We start from the raw sequence: 18,131 nt of genomic DNA, 5'->3' as shown, positions 1-18,131 counted from the left end.
AATAATGGGTGTTTTTTCCCAGGGATAGCTGCATCCATCTGGTGGTCATATCCACAGGAATCCGTACACCTGCAAGGAGAAGAAATGAGTAACGTAAAAGTTGTTGATGTCATCATTCGAAAAACGGCGGAGAAAACGAAATTAACCGGCGAAGGAAATCTGTCGGTCTCTATTTCATCGCCGAGCGTGATTGAAATCCAGGGTTCTGCTCAGGATGTGGCGCGTTATGTCCGCCAGGGGAAAGATCTCCTCATTTATATGAAAGATGGCAGCGTTATTCGCTGCAATAACTATTTTGTCGAAGATCCAGAAACGCATAATCAGTCAGAGCTGGTGTTCAACGACCGTCAGGAACTGACACATATTTCTTTTGCCGATGCCGGGGAAGCGTCAGGCGCTGCGGTGACCGAGTTAACCGCGCAGGCCACACCGATTAGCAGCATTCAACCTTTCCTTGAGCAGGAGAGTGTTTTAAGCGACGCGCCGTGGGGCTGGATTGCGGGGGCTGCGTTAGGCGGCGGTGCTATCGGGGCACTGCTGGCAAACGGCGGTGACGGCGATACTAAAACAAAAGTCATTGATAATACGAAAGAAGTCGAAAGCGCGACGCCGACCTTCTTGCTGTCGGATAAAGCGGGTGACAAGCAGGGCGTGCTGAGTGCAAAAGAGGTCACGGATGATAACACCCCAACCTTTAGCGGTACGGGGCAGCCAGGTGCAACCATTCAGATTAAAGACAGCAGCGGCAGCACCATTGCCAGCGCCATGGTCGCGAAGGACGGCACCTGGACGGTAAAACTCCCGACCCAGACCGACGGGGAACATACCTGGTCCGTCGTGCAGATCGACGGCAGCAAAACGACCTCTGCGGGGAGCATTACCGTCACCGTGTCGACGGCTGATGCCACCTTAACGCTCGCCACCACGGCGGGCGATAACGTGATCAACGCCAGCGAACAGTCTGCGGGCTTCACGCTCTCCGGCGCCAGTAAAAACCTGGCGCAGGGAACGGCGCTCACCGTCACGCTGAACGGCAAGACCTATTCCGCAGAGGTGGGGGCAAACGGCGCGTGGAGCGTGAAGGTGCCTGCCGCAGACGCGCAGGCGCTGGGCGACGGTACCTGGACGGTTAACGTTAGCGGTAAAGACGCGGCGGGTAACACCGTCAGCGGAAGCCAGACGATCGGCGTCGATACCGCAGCACCCGCTCTGTCCGTCGACGCAATCGCGCAGGACAACATCATTAACGCCGCTGAACACAATCAGCCGTTAACGCTGACGGGTAAAACCGATGCGGAAGCGGGCCAGATTGTCACGGTTACGCTGAACGGCAAAAACCACACCACGACCGTGGGCAGCGACGGCACCTGGTCCGTCACGCTTCCCGCCAGTGAAGTACAGGCGATGGCTAACGGCGGGCACACCCTGACGGTCAACGTCAGCGACAAAGCGGGTAACGGTTCTACCACCACCGCCGATTTTACAGTCGATACCGCAGCACCCGTTGTGACGATCAACACCGTCGCGGGTGACGATATTCTGAATACCAGCGAGCAGGGCCAGGCGCAGATCATTTCCGGGCAGGCGAGCGGTGCCGCCGCGGGCGACGTGGTCACCGTGACCCTTGGCGGCCAGACCTTCACCGGCGTGGTGCTGGCGGACGGCAGCTGGAGCGTGGGCGTTCCGGCGTCCGTGCTAGGCGCGCTCGGTGAGGGCAGCCACACGATTTCTGTCTCCGTTACCGATGCGGCAGGCAATACCGGCAGCGCGACGCACGGCGTGACGCTGAGCGGACACCCGCCGGAATTCACGATTGACGCCATCAGCCAGGATAACGTCCTGAATGCCCAGGAGGCCATGCAGCCCCTGAGCCTGAGCGGCACCAGCAACCTGCCGGACGGCACCACCGTCACCGTGACGCTGAACAACGTCAACTATCAGGCCACCGTCGAAAACGGTATCTGGGCGGTCCAGGTGCCGGTTTCAGACGTCCTGAATCTGGCGAACACGCTTTATACCGTCAGCGTCAGCGGCACCGACAGCGCGGGTAACAGCGGTTCTGCCGGGGCGAATCTGCTGGTGGATACCGTCCTTCCGCAGGTCATTATCAATACGTTTGCGGGCGACAACCTGGTTAATAACGCCGAAGCGGGCGTCGATCAAACCCTCAGCGGTCGCGTTACCGGCGCGGCGGCGGGCGATACCGTTTCTGTCACCGTCGGCGGCAAGAGCTACACCGCAACGGTTGGCAGCGACCTGACCTGGAGCGTGAAAATCCCGTCAGCGGATCTTCAGGCGTTCGGCGACGGCGATTTAACCTTCAGCGCCTCCGTCACCAACGCGCATGGCAATACCGGCACCGGCGAGCGTGATATCAATATCAACGCGGAACTGCCGGGTCTGCGCGTGAATACCATCTCCGGCGATGACGTAATCAACGCGATCGAACAGCAGCAGGATTTGAGCGTCACCGGCTCCAGCAGCCATCTGGCCGCGGGCACGCAGATTATCGTCACCATCAACAACGTTGAGTACGTCACTGCGGTTAACGCCAGCGGTAACTGGCAGATCGGCGTTCCGGCGGCGGACCTGCAGGCCTGGACGGCGGGCGGCATGACGGTTAGCGTCAGCGCTGAAGATGCCTGGGGCAATACCGTTGCGGCTGAACACCCGATTGAACTCGATCTGAACGCCGTGGCGGTCACCATTGATACCGTCTCCGGCGACGACCTGCTGAATGCGGCAGAAAAAGGCGGTGATTTAACCCTTTCCGGCCAGACGCAGGGCGTGGAAGCGGGGCAGACCGTGGTGGTGAAATTCGCTGACCAGACCTTTACCGCGCAGGTGCAGCAGGATGGCTCCTGGAGCCTGACCGTACCCGCCGGCGCCATGGAAACCCTGATCGACGGGCGTGCGCAGGTGAGCGTCAGCGTCACTAACGTCAGCGGCAACAGCGCCGACGCGTCGCGCGTGGTCACGGTGGATACGCAGCCGCCGGCGATTACGCTCGATAACCTGACCGACGACAACATCATTAATGCGGCTGAAGCGCAGCAGGATTTACTGTTAAGCGGCAGCAGCACGGCGGAACCCGGCCAGACGGTCACCGTCACGCTGAACGGCAAAACGTATCAGACCACGGTTCAGACGGACGGGACCTGGCAGCTGAGCGTCCCGGCGGCAGACGTGGGAGCCCTGACGGATGGCATCGTGACCGTGACGGCAACCGTGAGCGACGTGGCGGGCAACGCCAGCAGCGCGGACCGCGTGGGTCTGGTGGATGCGACCGTACCGCAGGTGACCATTAACGACTTTGTTACCGACACCAACACCGTTAACCAGCTCGCCCATTCACAGGCGCAGATCCTGAGCGGCTCCGTCACCGGTGCGGCAGCGGGCGATCGGGTGACCGTCACCATTAACAGCGTCGATTACACCACCGTGGTGGATGCGGCGGGGAACTGGAGCCTTGGCCTGCCGGCGTCCGTCGTGCAGGGTCTGGCGGACGGTACCTGGACCATCGACGTCTCCGTGACCGACCGATCCGGCAATACCGGAAGCAGTTCACTGGATGTGGTGGTGAATACCGTGACGCCTGTTATCGGTATCAACACGCTGGCGGCGGACGACGTGATTAACGCGACCGAAAAGGGCGAAGATCTGCTGCTCTCCGGCACCAGCAACCAGCCGGAAGGCACGGCCATTACGGTAACCCTGAACGGCATTCACTACACGGCCACCGCTGATGCGAGCGGTAACTGGAGCGTGACCGTACCGGCCTCGGCCGTAAGCGCGCTGGGAGAAGCCCATTACACCGTGACGGCGAGCGTTACGGATAGCGTAGGCAACAGCGCCTCAAGCTCACACGACGTGCTGGTGGACAGCTCGCTGCCGGTGGTGACGATCGGCACGCTGGCGGGCGACAATATCGTTAACGCAGCGGAAGTGGCGGCAGGGCAAACCCTGACCGGTAAAGTGACGAACGCGGCGCCAGGTGACACTGTCACCATTATTCTTGGCGGCCAGACATACACGGCTACCGTGCAGGACGATCTCACCTGGAGCCTGCCGTTAAGCGAAAGCCAGCTTACCGCGCTCGGCAACGGCGACCTCACCGTATCCGCGAGCGTGACTAACGCGCACGGCAATACCGGCTCTTCTTCTCTCGACTTCAGCATCGACGCACAGCTTCCGGGACTGCGCATTGATACCGTCGCAGGTGACGACGTCATCAACGTCATCGAACACGCTCAGAACCTGATTGTGTCCGGCACCAGCACCGATCTGGCGGCGGGCAGCACCGTGACCGTGACGATTAACGGTAAAGATTATTCGGCAACGGTACTGGCGGACGGTACCTGGCATGCGGCGGTACCGGCGGCCGATGTGTCCCAGTGGGCGGACGGTTCGCTCACCATCAGCGCCAGCGCGCAGGATGCCTCCGGCAACCCGGTGACCATCGGCACCGTCGTGGACGTCGATCTCGCGCCTGTCGCCATCACCATCAGCAGCGTGACCGACGATAACGTGCTCAACGCGGCGGAAAAAGGCCAGGATCTGGTGCTTTCCGGCACCACCTCCAACGTTGAAGCGGGTCAGACCGTGACCATCACCTTCGCGGGTAAAACCTACACCACGACGGTGGATGCCAACGGTGACTGGACCTACACCGTTCCGGCAGCCGATCTGAACGGCCTGAAAGACGGCGACGCCAGCGTGCAGGTAAACGTCAGCAACGTGAACGGCAACGCGGCGTCTTCTGCGCAGGAATTCAGCGTCGATACCACCGCGCCGACGGTGACCATCAATACCATCAGCCATGACAATATGCTGAACGCGGCGGAGGCGGCGCAGGACCTGACCCTCAGCGGCACGTCTACTGCCGAAGCGGGCCAGACGGTCACCGTGACCTTCAACGGCAATCAGTACACCGCGCAGGTGCAGGTGGACGGCAGCTGGACGCTCGACGTTCCGGCGGCGGATATGGCAGGCATCACCGACGGCAGCGCGGCGGTCACGGCGACCGTGTCCGATAAGGCAGGCAACCCGGCCAGCGCGGGTTCATCCGTGCTGGTCGACACCACCGTACCGCAGATTTCGTTCAACATCGTTGCGGGCGACGACATCATCAATATTGCCGAGCACGGCCAGGCGCTGATCGTCTCCGGTAAGGTCACGGGCGCGCAGGCGGGCGACGTGATTACCGTGACCCTGAACGGGAAAGACTACACCGCCATGCTGGACGCGTCCGGCAGCTGGAGCGTGGGCATTCCGGCGACGGACGTGGGCGCGCTGGTTAACGGCGAGCAGACGATCTCTGCGACCCTCACCGATAAAGCCGGTAACAGCACCACCGCGACGCACGAGTTTGACGTCTCCCTGACCGCGCCGGTGGTTGCCATCAATACCCTGGCGGTTGACGACGTGATCAACGCGACCGAGAAAGGCCAGGATCTGCTGGTGTCCGGCACCAGCAACCAGCCGGAAGGAACCACCATTACGGTGACCCTGAACGGGATCGGCTATACGGCCACCACCGACGCCAGCGGCAGCTGGAGCATCACCGTTCCGGCGGCAAACGTCTCTGCGCTGGGCGAAGCAAGCTACGAGGTGACGGCGAGCGTAACCGACGCCGCAGGCAACAGCGCGAGCACCGGCCACAGCGTGCTGGTCGACAGCGCGCTGCCGCAGGTCACCATCAACCCTGTCGCCACGGACGATGTCATCAACGCAGCGGAAGTGGCCGCCGGGCAGACCCTGAGCGGCAAAGTGAGCGGCGCGGCGAGCGGTGACACTGTCACCATTTCAGTCGGCGGCAATACCTATACCGCGACGGTTCAGGACGATCTGAGCTGGTCGGTCAACGTGCCGTCCACGGTCTTAACCGCCATCGGTAACGGCGATCTGACGGTATCAGCCAGCGTCACCAACGGCCACGGCAACACCGGCTCCGGCGAGCGCGACATCACCATTGATGCCAACCTGCCGGGCCTGCGCGTCGATACCGTGGCGGGCGACGATGTGATCAACAGCATTGAGCACGCTCAGAACCTGATTATTACCGGCTCCAGCGAAGGCCTGGCAACGGGCGCGGCGTTAACGGTGACCGTCAACGGTAAAACCTACGCCGCAACCGTGCTGGCGGACGGAACCTGGACGGCGGCCATTCCGGCAGCAGACGTCAGCGCGCTGAATGCGGGCACGGTCACCGTGACCGTGGAAGGCCAGAGCGCGGCGGGCAATCCGGTTTCCATCAGCCATGACGTGAAGGTGGATCTGGCGGCAGTCGCCATCAGCATTGACCCGATTGCGTCGGACGACGTGATCAACGCGGCGGAGAAAGGCGCGGATCTGGTGCTGTCCGGCTCGACCACCAACGTGGAAGAAAACCAGACCGTTACCATCACCTTCGGCGGCAGGTCGTACACCGCGACGGTGGATGCCGACGGCAACTGGACGGCGACCGTACCGTCCGCTGATTTGGGCAGCCTGAAGGACGGCGATGCCAGCGTGCAGGTGAGCGTCACCAACGTGAACGGCAACAGCGCGTCGGCAGGCCGCGAGTACAGCGTGGACGCCACCGCGCCGACGGTGTCTATCGAGATCGTCAGCGACAACAACATCATCAATGCGGCCGAAGCGCAGCAGGATCTGGTCGTTAACGGCGTGACCAACGCCGAAGCGGGCCAGACCGTCACCGTGACGCTGAACGGCGTGGACTACACCACCACCGTGCAGGCAAACGGCAGCTGGAGCGTGACCGTGCCGTCCGCTGATCTGAGCGGTATTACCGACGGCGACTACACCATCAGCGCCGCCGTGTCTGATAAGGCGGGCAACCCGGCCTCTGCGGATCGCGACGTGCTGGTCGATACCACCGTCCCGCAGCTGACCATCCACACCGTTTCCGACGACGACGTGATCAACAGCGCCGAGCATGCGCAGGCATTGATTGTCACGGGTTCCGTGACCGGCGCGGCGGCGGGCGACGTGGTTACCGTCACCCTCAACGGAAAATCGTATATCGCCACCCTGGATGCCTCCGGCAACTGGAGCGTGGGCGTGCCTGCGGCGGACGTCACCGCGCTGGCCGCGGGGGATTACACCATTACCGCAGCGCTGACCGATAAAGCGGGCAACAGCAACAGCGCCACGCACGGCGTGGAGGTGAACCTGACCGCGCCGGTGCTGACCATTGACACCGTATCCGGTGACGACGTGATCAACAACGCCGAGAAAACCCAGGATCTGACGATCTCCGGTACGGCTTCCGGCCTGGCGACAGGTGCAGTGGTGACCGTGATGCTGAACGGCAAAGCGTACAGCGCGACGGTCGATAGCAACGGGAAATGGACGACTACCGTTCCGGCGGATCGGGTGAGCCAACTGGGCGAAGCGTTGTATACCGTTACCGCATCGGCAACGGACAGCGTCGGCAACAATACCAGCACGTCGCACACCGTGAACGTGGAATCCGTTCTGCCGGGCGTGATTATCAACACCATTGCAGGTGACGACGTCATTAACGCGGCGGAGCTGGCAGCCGGCCAGACCATCAGCGGTAAGGTGGTGAATGCCGAAGCGGGCAACACCGTGACCGTGACCATTGGCGGTAACAGCTACACCGCAACGGTGCAGGGCGATCTCACCTGGTCCGTTAACGTGCCGGAATCCGTGCTGACCGCGCTGGGCAACGGCGATTTGACCGTGTCGGCCAGCGTCACGAACGGCGTGGGCAATAGCGGAACGGGCGAGCGCGAAATCGTTATAGACGCTAACCTGCCGGGCCTGCGCGTGGATACCGTGGCGGGTGACGACGTGATCAACAGCATCGAACATACTCAAAACCTGATTATCACCGGCACCAGCGACGGGCTGGCGGCGGGCGCGGCGCTGACCGTGACCGTAAACGGCAAAACCTATCCGGCGACCGTGCTGGCGGACGGCACCTGGAGCGCCGCGATCCCGGCGGCGGACGTGGGTGCGCTGGCCGCAGGCACGGTTTCCGTGACCGTTGCGGGCCAGAGCAGCGCCGGTAACCCGGTCTCCATCAGCCACGATGTGACGGTGGATCTGGCGAGCGTTGCCATCAGCATTGACGCCATCGCCACCGATGACGTGATTAACGCGGCCGAGAAGGGCGCGGATCTGGTGCTCTCCGGCACTACCTCGAACGTTGAGGAAAACCAGACCGTCACCATCACTTTCGGCGGCAAGAGCTATACCGCGACGGTGGACGCCGACGGTAAATGGACCTCCACGGTGCCAGCGGCCGATCTGGCGGGTCTGAAAGACGGCGACGCCAGCGTGCAGGTGAGCGTCACCAACGTGAACGGCAACAGCGCCTCGGCGGGCCGCGAGTACAGCGTGGATGCAACCGCGCCGTCCGTGACCATCAACACCCTGGCGAACGACGACATTCTGAATGCCGCCGAAGTTCAGGCCGATCTGACCGTATCCGGCACCAGCACCGCCGAAGCGGGCCAGACGGTCACCGTATCGCTGAACGGCAAAGACTACACCACAACCGTCAGCGCGGACGGCAGCTGGACGCTGAACGTCCCGGCGGCGGATCTGGCTGGATTAACCGACGGCAGCGTGACCGTCACCGCATCGGTCAGCGATAAAGCGGGTAACCCGGCGTCCGTGGATCACAACCTGGCGGTAGATATCACCGCGCCTGCGGTAACCATCAATACCGTGGCGGGCGACGACGTCATTAACATCGCAGAACACGGCCAGGCGCACATCATCAGCGGCACCGCCACCGGCGCGGCAGCGGGCGATAAGGTCACCGTCACGATTGGCGGCCAAACTTACACCACCGTGCTGGACGCCGCGGGGAACTGGAGCGTGGGCGTCCCGGCGAACGTGATTTCCGGCCTCAGCGACGGCACCGTGACCGTCACTGCGTCAGTCACCGACGCGGCGGGCAACACCGGCAGCGGCACGCATAACGTGACCGTCGATACCGGTCTGCCATCGGTGGCCTTCAACGCCATCAGCGATGACAACGTGCTGAACGCGGTGGAGAAAGGTCAGGATCTGAGCGTCAGCGGCACCAGCGCTAACCTCGCGGAAGGCACCGTGGTGACCGTGACCCTCAACGGCAAAAACTACACGGCCACGACGGCGGCAGACGGCACCTGGAGCCTGACGGTTCCGGCAGCGGATCTGGCCGGCCTCGGCCAGGCCAATTACACCCTGAACGCGACCGCCACCAACGGCGTGGGCAACAGCGTGAGCAACACCGCGAACCTGCTGGTGGACACCGCGCTGCCGACCGTCACCATCAATACCGTGGCGGGCGATAACGTCATCAACGCGGCGGAAGTGGCGGCAGGCCAGACCCTGAGCGGTACCGTGGCGAATGCCGAAGCGGGCAATACCGTTACCGTCACCATTGGCGGCAACAGCTACACCGCAACGGTGCAGAACGATCTGACCTGGTCCGTCAACGTACCGTCTGACGTGCTGACCGCGCTGGGCAACGGCAGCCTGAGCGTGACGGCGACCGTCACCAACGGCCACGGCAATACCGGCACCGGCGAGCGCGAAATTGCTATCGACGCTAACCTGCCGGGACTGCGCGTGGATACCGTGGCGGGCGACGATGTGATCAACAGCATCGAGCACGCGCAGAACCTGATCGTCACCGGCTCCAGCGACGGGCTGGCACCGGGCACGGCGCTGACCGTCACCGTCAACGGTAAAGACTATGCGGCGACGGTGCTGGCGGACGGCACCTGGAGCGCGGCGATCCCGTCCACCGACGTGAGCGCATGGCCGGAAGGCACCGTCAAAATCAGCGTGACCGGCGACAGTTCAGCGGGCAACCCGATTACCATCAGCCACGACGTGACGGTGGATCTGGCGACCGTTGCCATCAGCATCAATTCCATCGCCACAGACGACGTGATTAACGCGGCGGAGAAGGGCGCGGATCTGGTGCTGTCCGGTGCGACCACCAACGTAGAAGCCGGGCAGACCGTGACCATCAGCCTGAACGGCAAGATCTACACCACCACCGTGGACGACAGCGGTAACTGGACCTACACCGTACCGTCTGCGGATCTGGCACACCTCAAGGACGGTGACGCCAGCGTGCAGGTGAGCGTCAGCAACGTGAACGGCAACAGCGCCTCGGCGGGCCGCGAGTACAGCGTGGATGCGACCGCGCCGTCCGTGACCATTAATACCCTGGCGACTGACGATATTCTGAATGCTGCAGAAGTTCAGGCCGATCTGACCGTGTCCGGCACCACCACCGCCGAAGCGGGCCAGACCGTGACCGTGACGCTGAACGGCATAGACTACACCACTACCGCAGGCGCGGACGGCAGCTGGACGCTGAACGTTCCGGCGGCGGATCTGGCTGCGCTCGGCGACGGCAGCGTGACCGTGACGGCGAGCGTCAGCGACAAGGCGGGCAACCCGGCGTCGGCCGATCACACTCTTACGGTGGACGTGACTGTTCCTGCGGTGACCATCAACACCATTGCAGGCGATGATGTCATTAACCTCGCAGAACACAGCCAGGCGCACATCATCAGCGGCACCGCCACCGGCGCGGCCGCGGGCGATAAGGTGACCGTGACCATCGGCGGCCAGACCTGGACCACCGTGCTGGACGCGGCGGGTAACTGGAGCGTGGGCGTCCCGGCGAACGTGATTTCCGGCCTCAGCGACGGCACCGTAACCGTCACTGCGTCAGTCACCGACGCGGCGGGCAACACCGGTACCGGCAGCCATAACGTCACCGTCGATACCGGCCTGCCGTCCGTGGCGTTCAACGCCATCAGCGGCGATAACGTGCTGAACGCGGTAGAGAAAGGTCAGGATCTGAGCGTCAGCGGCACCAGCGCCAACCTGTCGGAAGGCACCGTGGTGACCGTGACCCTCAACGGTAAAAACTACACGGCCACGACGGCGGCGGACGGCACCTGGAGCCTGACGGTTCCGTCAGCGGATCTGGCGGGCCTGGGCGAAGCTAACTACACCCTGAGCGCCGCCGCGACCAACGGCGTGGGCAACAGCGTGAGCAACACCGCGAACCTGCTGGTGGACACCGCGCTGCCGACCGTCACCATCAACACCGTGGCGGGCGACAACGTCATCAACGCGGCGGAAGTGGCCGCAGGCCAGACCATCAGCGGCAAAGTGGCGAACGCGGAAGCGGGCAATACCGTCACCGTCACCATTGGCGGCAACAGCTACACCGCAACGGTGCAGAACGATCTGACCTGGTCCGTGAGCGTGCCGGAATCCGTCCTGACCGCGCTGGGCAACGGCGATTTGACCGTGTCGGCGACCGTCACCAACGGCCACGGCAACACCGGCGCGGGCGAGCGCGAAATCGTTATAGACGCCAGCCTGCCGGGCCTGCGCATTGATACCGTGGCGGGCGACGATGTGATCAACAGCATCGAACATACTCAAAACCTGATCGTTACCGGCTCCAGCGACGGGCTGGCGGCAGGCACCACGCTCACCGTGACCGTCAATGGCAAAACCTATGCGGCCTCCGTGCTGGCAGACGGCACCTGGAGCGCGGCGATCCCGGCGGCAGACGTCGGGGCCCTGGCTGCGGGCACGGTCACCGTGACCGTTGCAGGCCAGAGCGCGGCGGGCAACCCGGTGACCATTAGCCACGATGTCACCGTCGATCTGTCTGTCGTTGCCGTCAGCATTGATGCGATTGCCACCGACGACGTGATTAACGCGGCGGAGAAAGGCGCGGATCTGGTGCTGTCCGGCAGCACCTCGAACGTGGAGGAAAACCAGACCGTCACCATCACCTTCGGCGGCAAGACTTATGCCGCGAAGGTGGACGCTGACGGTAACTGGACGGCCACCGTGCCTTCCGCCGATCTCGCGGGCCTGAAGGACGGCGATGCCAGCGTGCAGGTGAGCGTCACCAACGCGCACGGCAACAGCGCCTCTGCGGGCCGTGAGTACAGCGTGGATGCGACCGCGCCAACCGTGAGCATTGATACGGTCGCTGGCGATAACGTGATTAACGGCAGCGAAGCGGCTGCGGGCGTGGCCATTTCCGGCACCACCACGGCGGAAGTCGGTCAGACGGTCACCGTGACGCTGGGCGGTAAGAGCTATACCGCGCAGGTGCAGCAGGGCGGCATCTGGAGCGTGAACGTGCCGGGCACCGATCTGTCCACTCTGGCGGATAACGGCTACACCGTGCAGGTCAGCGTGAGCGACGCCGCGGGTAACCCGGGCAGCGCGGGCAAAGCGATTACGCTTGATACCACGCCGCCGACCGTCAGCTTTAACGTCGTGGCGGGCGATAACGTCATTAACAGCGTGGAACACGGGCAGGCGCAGATTGTCAGCGGCACGGCAACCGGCGCGAGCGTCGGCGATAAGCTGGTCATCACCATCGGTTCGAACCAGTACACCACCACCGTTGACGCCAGCGGGAACTGGAGCGTGGGCGTCCCGGCCAGCGTGATTTCCGCGCTGACCGACGGCACCGTGACCCTCAGCGCGACGATTACCGACAGCGCGGGCAACAGCAGCACCCAGACCCACGATGTGGTGGTGAACACCGCCTCCGTGGCGCTGACGGTGAACACCATTAGCGGTGACGACGTCATCAACGCGGCGGAAGCCGGTTCGTCCCTGGTGATTAACGGCTCCAGCGCCCAGTTCGCCAGCGGGACTCAGGTTACCGTAACGCTGAACGGCAAGACCTATACGGCCACCATCCAGAGCGACGGCAGCTGGACGACCACCGTACCGGCCACAGACGTGGGCGCCCTGGCCGATGGCGCGAGCTATCAGGTGTCCGTGTCGGCGCAGGACAGCGCGGGCAACAGCGCGTCGGCAACGCACGGCATCAGCGTGGATACCACTGCACCGGTCGTGAGCATTGCGACGCTGTCGGTTGACGACATGCTGAACGCGGCAGAAGCGCAGCAGCCGCTGACCGTGCACGGATCTTCCAGCGCGGAAGCGGGTCAGACCGTGACCGTGACGCTGGGCGGAAAAACCTACACCGCTACCGTCGCGAACGACGGGACGTGGACGCTGGATGTTCCGGCAGTCGATCTGGCTGCGCTGAGCCAGGGTGCGCTGACGGTGACCGCCTCGGTGAACGACAAAGCGGGTAATAACGGCCAGACCACGCACACCTTAACGGTCGATACCGTTGCGCCAACCGTGACCATCAGCACCGTGGCCGATGACGATATCGTCAACAACGCGGAGCAGCTGGCGGGCCAGACCATCAGCGGCACCACTACGGCGGAACAGGGCCAGACGGTGACCGTCTCCTTCAACGGGCACAGCTATCAGGCGACCGTCGGGGCGGACGGATCGTGGTCGGTCTTCGTGCCGGGCCGGGATTTCCTCGGCCTGAGCGACGGGGATTACACCATCACCGCTTCGGTGAACGACAGGGCGGGCAACCCGGGCAGCGCAACGCACGACGTGATGCTGAACGGCGATGTTCCAACCATCACCATTAACACCTTTGCGCAGGACGATATCGTCAATGCCGCCGAGCACGGCACGCCGCTGACTGTCAGCGGCACCACCGACGCCCCGGCGGGCCAGACGGTGACCATTACGCTGAACGGTAAAACCTACACGGCGACCGTTCAGAATGACGGTACCTGGAGCTACACGGTGGGCAGCGCAGACGTGACCGCGCTGGCGGACGGCGGTTCGTACGTGATTAACGCGCAGGTCAGCAACACCATCGGCAACAGCGGCAGCGATAACCACAGCGTCACCGTGGATCTTACCGCGCCGTCGATGGGGATTAGCATTGATTCGCTGCAAAATGACACCGGCCTGAGCGCGAGTGATTTCATCACCAACGACGCTCAGGTTGTGGTCAACGGCTCGCTGACCGCGCAGCTCGGCAATAACGAGAAGGCGCAGATCAGCCTCGACGGCGGTAACACCTGGATTGACCTGACCGTGACCGGCACCACATGGCGCTACACCGATGGCCGCACCCTGACGGACGGTACGTATCAGTACCAGGTGCGCGTGATCGATAACGCGGGCAACGTGGGGGCGACGGACAGCCAGGACGTGGTGATTGACCTGACCATGCCTGTGGCAACGACGATTACGGTCGATTCCATCACCCAGGATACCGGCCTGTCCGGCAGCGACTTTATCACCAGCGATAACCAGATCAGCCTGAAAGGGACGCTCGGCGCGGCGCTGGGCAGCGGCGACCACGCGCAGATCAGCCTCGACGGCGGCGTCACCTGGATCGACGTCAGCGTCAGCGGCCTGAGCTGGACGTACGTTGATGGTCGCACGCTGGCCGACGGGGATTACAACTACCAGCTGCGCGTGATTGACGACGCGGGCAATATCAGCGCCACCGCCAGCCAGGTGGTGACCATTGATACGGTTGCACCGGACGCGAGCAAAACCATCGCCATCGACAGCATCAGCGACGATACCGGCCTGAGCAGCAGCGACTTTATCACCAACGATACGTCCCTGACGCTGCACGGCTCGCTCGGCGCGACGCTGGCCGACGGCGAGTATGCCCAGATCAGCATCGACGGCGGCGTCACCTGGCAGAACGTGATTGTCACCGGCAACAGCTGGTACTACGTGGACGGCCGCACGCTGGGTAACCAGACCTATGACTACTACGTTCGCGTGGTGGATGCCGCCGGTAACGTGGGCGCCAGCGCCCATCAGCAGGTGACCGTCGATACGGTCGCCCCGGACGCGGCGATTACGGTGACCGTGGATAACATCACCGTGGATACCGGCTTTGACAATAACGACTTCCTGACCAGTTCGACCTCGTACACGCTGCACGGCACGCTCGGCGCAGAACTCGGCGCGGGTGAATTCGTGCAGGTGAGCATGGACGGCGGCAGCACCTGGGTATACGCCACCGTCAGCGGTACGCAGTGGAGCTACAGCGACACCCGTACCCTGACCGACGGCAGCCATAACTACCAGGTGCGGGTCGTTGACCAGGCGGGGAACGTCGGGGCCACCACCTCGCAGGCGGTGACGGTGGATACCCACGCGCCGCAGTACGGCGTCACCATCGACAGCATCAGCGAAGATACCGGCCAGTCCGGCAGTGATTTCATCACCATGGACACCACGCTGACCATCAACGGTTCGCTGGGCAGCGCGCTGGCAAGCGACGAGCGCGTACAGATAAGCCTGGACGGCGGAAATACCTGGCTCGATACCACGGTCACCAACCAGCGCTGGAGCTACACCGATACCCGCGATCTGCCTGACGGGGATTACACCTACCAGGTGCGGATTATCGACCAAGCAGGCAACGTCGGCTCCACCGCTTCTCAGGTGGTGACGGTGGACACCACGCCGCCAACCACGGTGGGCACGGTAGTGAGCTATACCGACGGCGAAGGCGAGCGTCAGGGGACCTTTGGCAGTGCGGTGGCAACGGACGATAACTCGCCGCTGATCAACGGTACGCTTAACCGCGCCCCGGACGACGGTGAAATTGTGCAGCTCTATCGTGACGGGGTCCTGCTCGGCCAGGTGACCATGAACGGCAGCGCAAGCTGGTCCTTCCAGGACAACGGCCTCAGCGACGGCAATCACACCTACATTGTGCGCGTCACCGATAAGGCCGGTAACTACACGGAGTCGGACGGCTTTGTACTGAACGTTGATACCAGCATCCCGACCACCACGGCGGCGATTACCGCGCAGACCACGTCGGACACCACGCCGATCGTCAGCGGTACCGTCTCCGCCGATCTGGTGAACGGTGAATACCTGGTGGTAACGGTGAACGGGAAAACCTATACCTCCCAGACGGGCGGTGCGGTGGTGGTCGATCCGGATCACAACACCTGGTATCTGCAGATCCCGGACGGCGATGCGCTGAGCGTGTCGAGCTACGGCGTGACGGCGCAGGTGAAGAGCAGCGCGGGTAACGGCAATACCACCGGTACGGCGACCGGCAGCCTGGTGATTGATACCACCTCGGTGAATACCGACTGGGCAACCACGGCGGGTAACAGCAACAACTCCACCATGACCCTCGGCATGAACAGCAGCGGTCTGTGGAATATCATTGCTAACGGCCAGTCTTACTCCAGCAGCGATAGCTCGACCTATGCCGGAAATACGCTGACCAACACCCGCAGCTACTACGTGGTGAGCCAGACCGCCGCCGACTTTGACCGTAACGGCACGCAGGATATTTTCGCGACGGAAACCACCTACTCGGGCTCTACGCAGGTGATGTGGACCTATGATGGCAGCACCTATAACGCCAGCCAGCTGGCGATGGGGACCACCATCTGGTACGGCGGCGTGATTGCCTACGATAAAACCGGCGATGGCTATCTGGATCTGGCCTACGGCGATGCCGGCATGGACTCACTGACCTACCTGGTGAACAACAACGGCGTTCTCTCGCCGGACGGCACCGGTGGCGAAGGCGGTTTCTACGGTCAGTTCGATTCCGGACGCGAAATCTCCGGCGTCGACCTGAACAACGACGGTACGGTAGATATTGTCCAGCACACCAACCGCAGCGGCGCGTACTCGTTAACCGTGATCAACAACAACGGTAACGGCACGCTCTCTATCGGTCAGAACCTGACCAACGTGTTTGTGGCAAACGCCTCGAATACCACCACGGCGGCGTCCATGACGTGGGCGGACTTCAACGGCGATGGCTACATGGATCTGTACCTGGGCAGCAGCTACAACAACAACGGCGGGGTGATTTACTACAACGACGGTACCGGGAAGCTCTCTGCCACCAAGAGCGCGGTGGAAGCCTCTAACGCCACGGCGGGCTATCTGTCAGTGGCGGTGGACTGGAACGGCGACGGGCAGATGGACATCATCAAGCTCAGCACCTACGGCGGCGCGCAGACGGCGACCCTGTTCACCAACAACGGTTACGGCTCCACCTGGACCTCAAGCCAGCTGGCTTCGGGCCTGGCGAACGTCACCGGCGTGGCGGCAGTGGACTACAACTGGGACGGCGCGCAGGATCTGCTGGTCTCTCAGCAGAACGGCAAGGTGGTGCTGGTGCAAAACAGCAAAACCATTGCTGACGGCACCGCGATGCACCTGCACATTGTCGACAGCGAGGGCATCAACGCCTACTACGGCAACACGGTCAATCTGTACAACGCCGCGGGCGTGCTGGTGGCCTCGCAGATCATCAACGCCCAGTCCGGTATCGGTTCGAACGATACCTCTGCGCTGGTGAGCTTCTACGGACTGGATCCGAATGAAACCTATTCGGCCGAGATCCTGAAAATCACCAACGGCGTGTCGGATAACGTCACCTGGAGCGGTCTGGAAGCGGGCAACGGCAAAGAGGGCTATGTCCTCACCGCCGAAGCAGCCACCGGCGGCCACAGCGGGACGATCACCGGGACCGGGTATAACGACACCTTTATCGCTGAGGATGGCACCTATACCTACAACGGTTCCGGCGGCTGGAATACCCATTCCGACTACGACACCTGGAGCAACACCGGTGGGATGGACGTGGTGGATTACCGCAATGCGACCTCCGGCGTGACCGTTGACCTGCGCCTCTCTACCGCGCAGAACACCGGGTTCGGTACGTCACGACTGCTCAACATTGAGGGGATCAACGGCTCGGACTTCGACGACGTCATTACCGGCAACAGCGGTGATAACCAGTTCGAAGGCCGCGGCGGGAACGACACCTTCAACATCGGCAGCGGCGGTCACGATACGTTGCTCTACAAGCTGATCAACGCGTCTGACGCAACGGGCGGTAACGGTCACGACGTGGTGAACGGCTTTACGGTCGGCACCTGGGAAGGGACCGCGGACACGGATCGTATTGACCTGCGCGATCTGCTCTCCGACAGCGGCTATACCGGCACGGGCTCGGCGAGCTACGTGAACGGCGTGGCCACGCTGGACAGCAGCGCGGGCAATATCAGCGATTACATCCGCGTGGTGCAGAACGGCAGCAATACCGAGATCCAGGTTGATCTGGACGGTACGGGCGGTCAGTTCTCGCCAACCACTCTGGTAACGCTGAACGGCGTGCAGACGGATCTGGCGACGCTGCTGGCGAACCATCAGCTGTTAATTGCGTAAAACAACGCCGCGGGGAGCAATCCTCGCGGCCTTTTGCGTTT

1 protein-coding gene is annotated in these 18,131 nt (G+C 62.8%); it reads left to right on the top strand.

Annotated elements, in window-relative coordinates:
- Window positions 1–84 precede the first annotated feature (84 nt).
- Window positions 85–18,090, top strand: a complete 18,006-nt coding sequence (locus V4835_RS12430; RefSeq protein WP_331412343.1) for an Ig-like domain-containing protein — start codon at window positions 85–87, stop codon at window positions 18,088–18,090.
- Window positions 18,091–18,131: the final 41 nt, after the last annotated feature.

This window comes from Enterobacter cloacae complex sp. CARB60 (assembly GCF_036487345.1).
Classification (GTDB): Bacteria; Pseudomonadota; Gammaproteobacteria; order Enterobacterales; family Enterobacteriaceae; genus Enterobacter; species Enterobacter asburiae_D.
The sequence above is the reverse complement of the archived record's forward strand: the minus strand, read 5'-3'. Positions and strand labels throughout refer to the sequence as shown.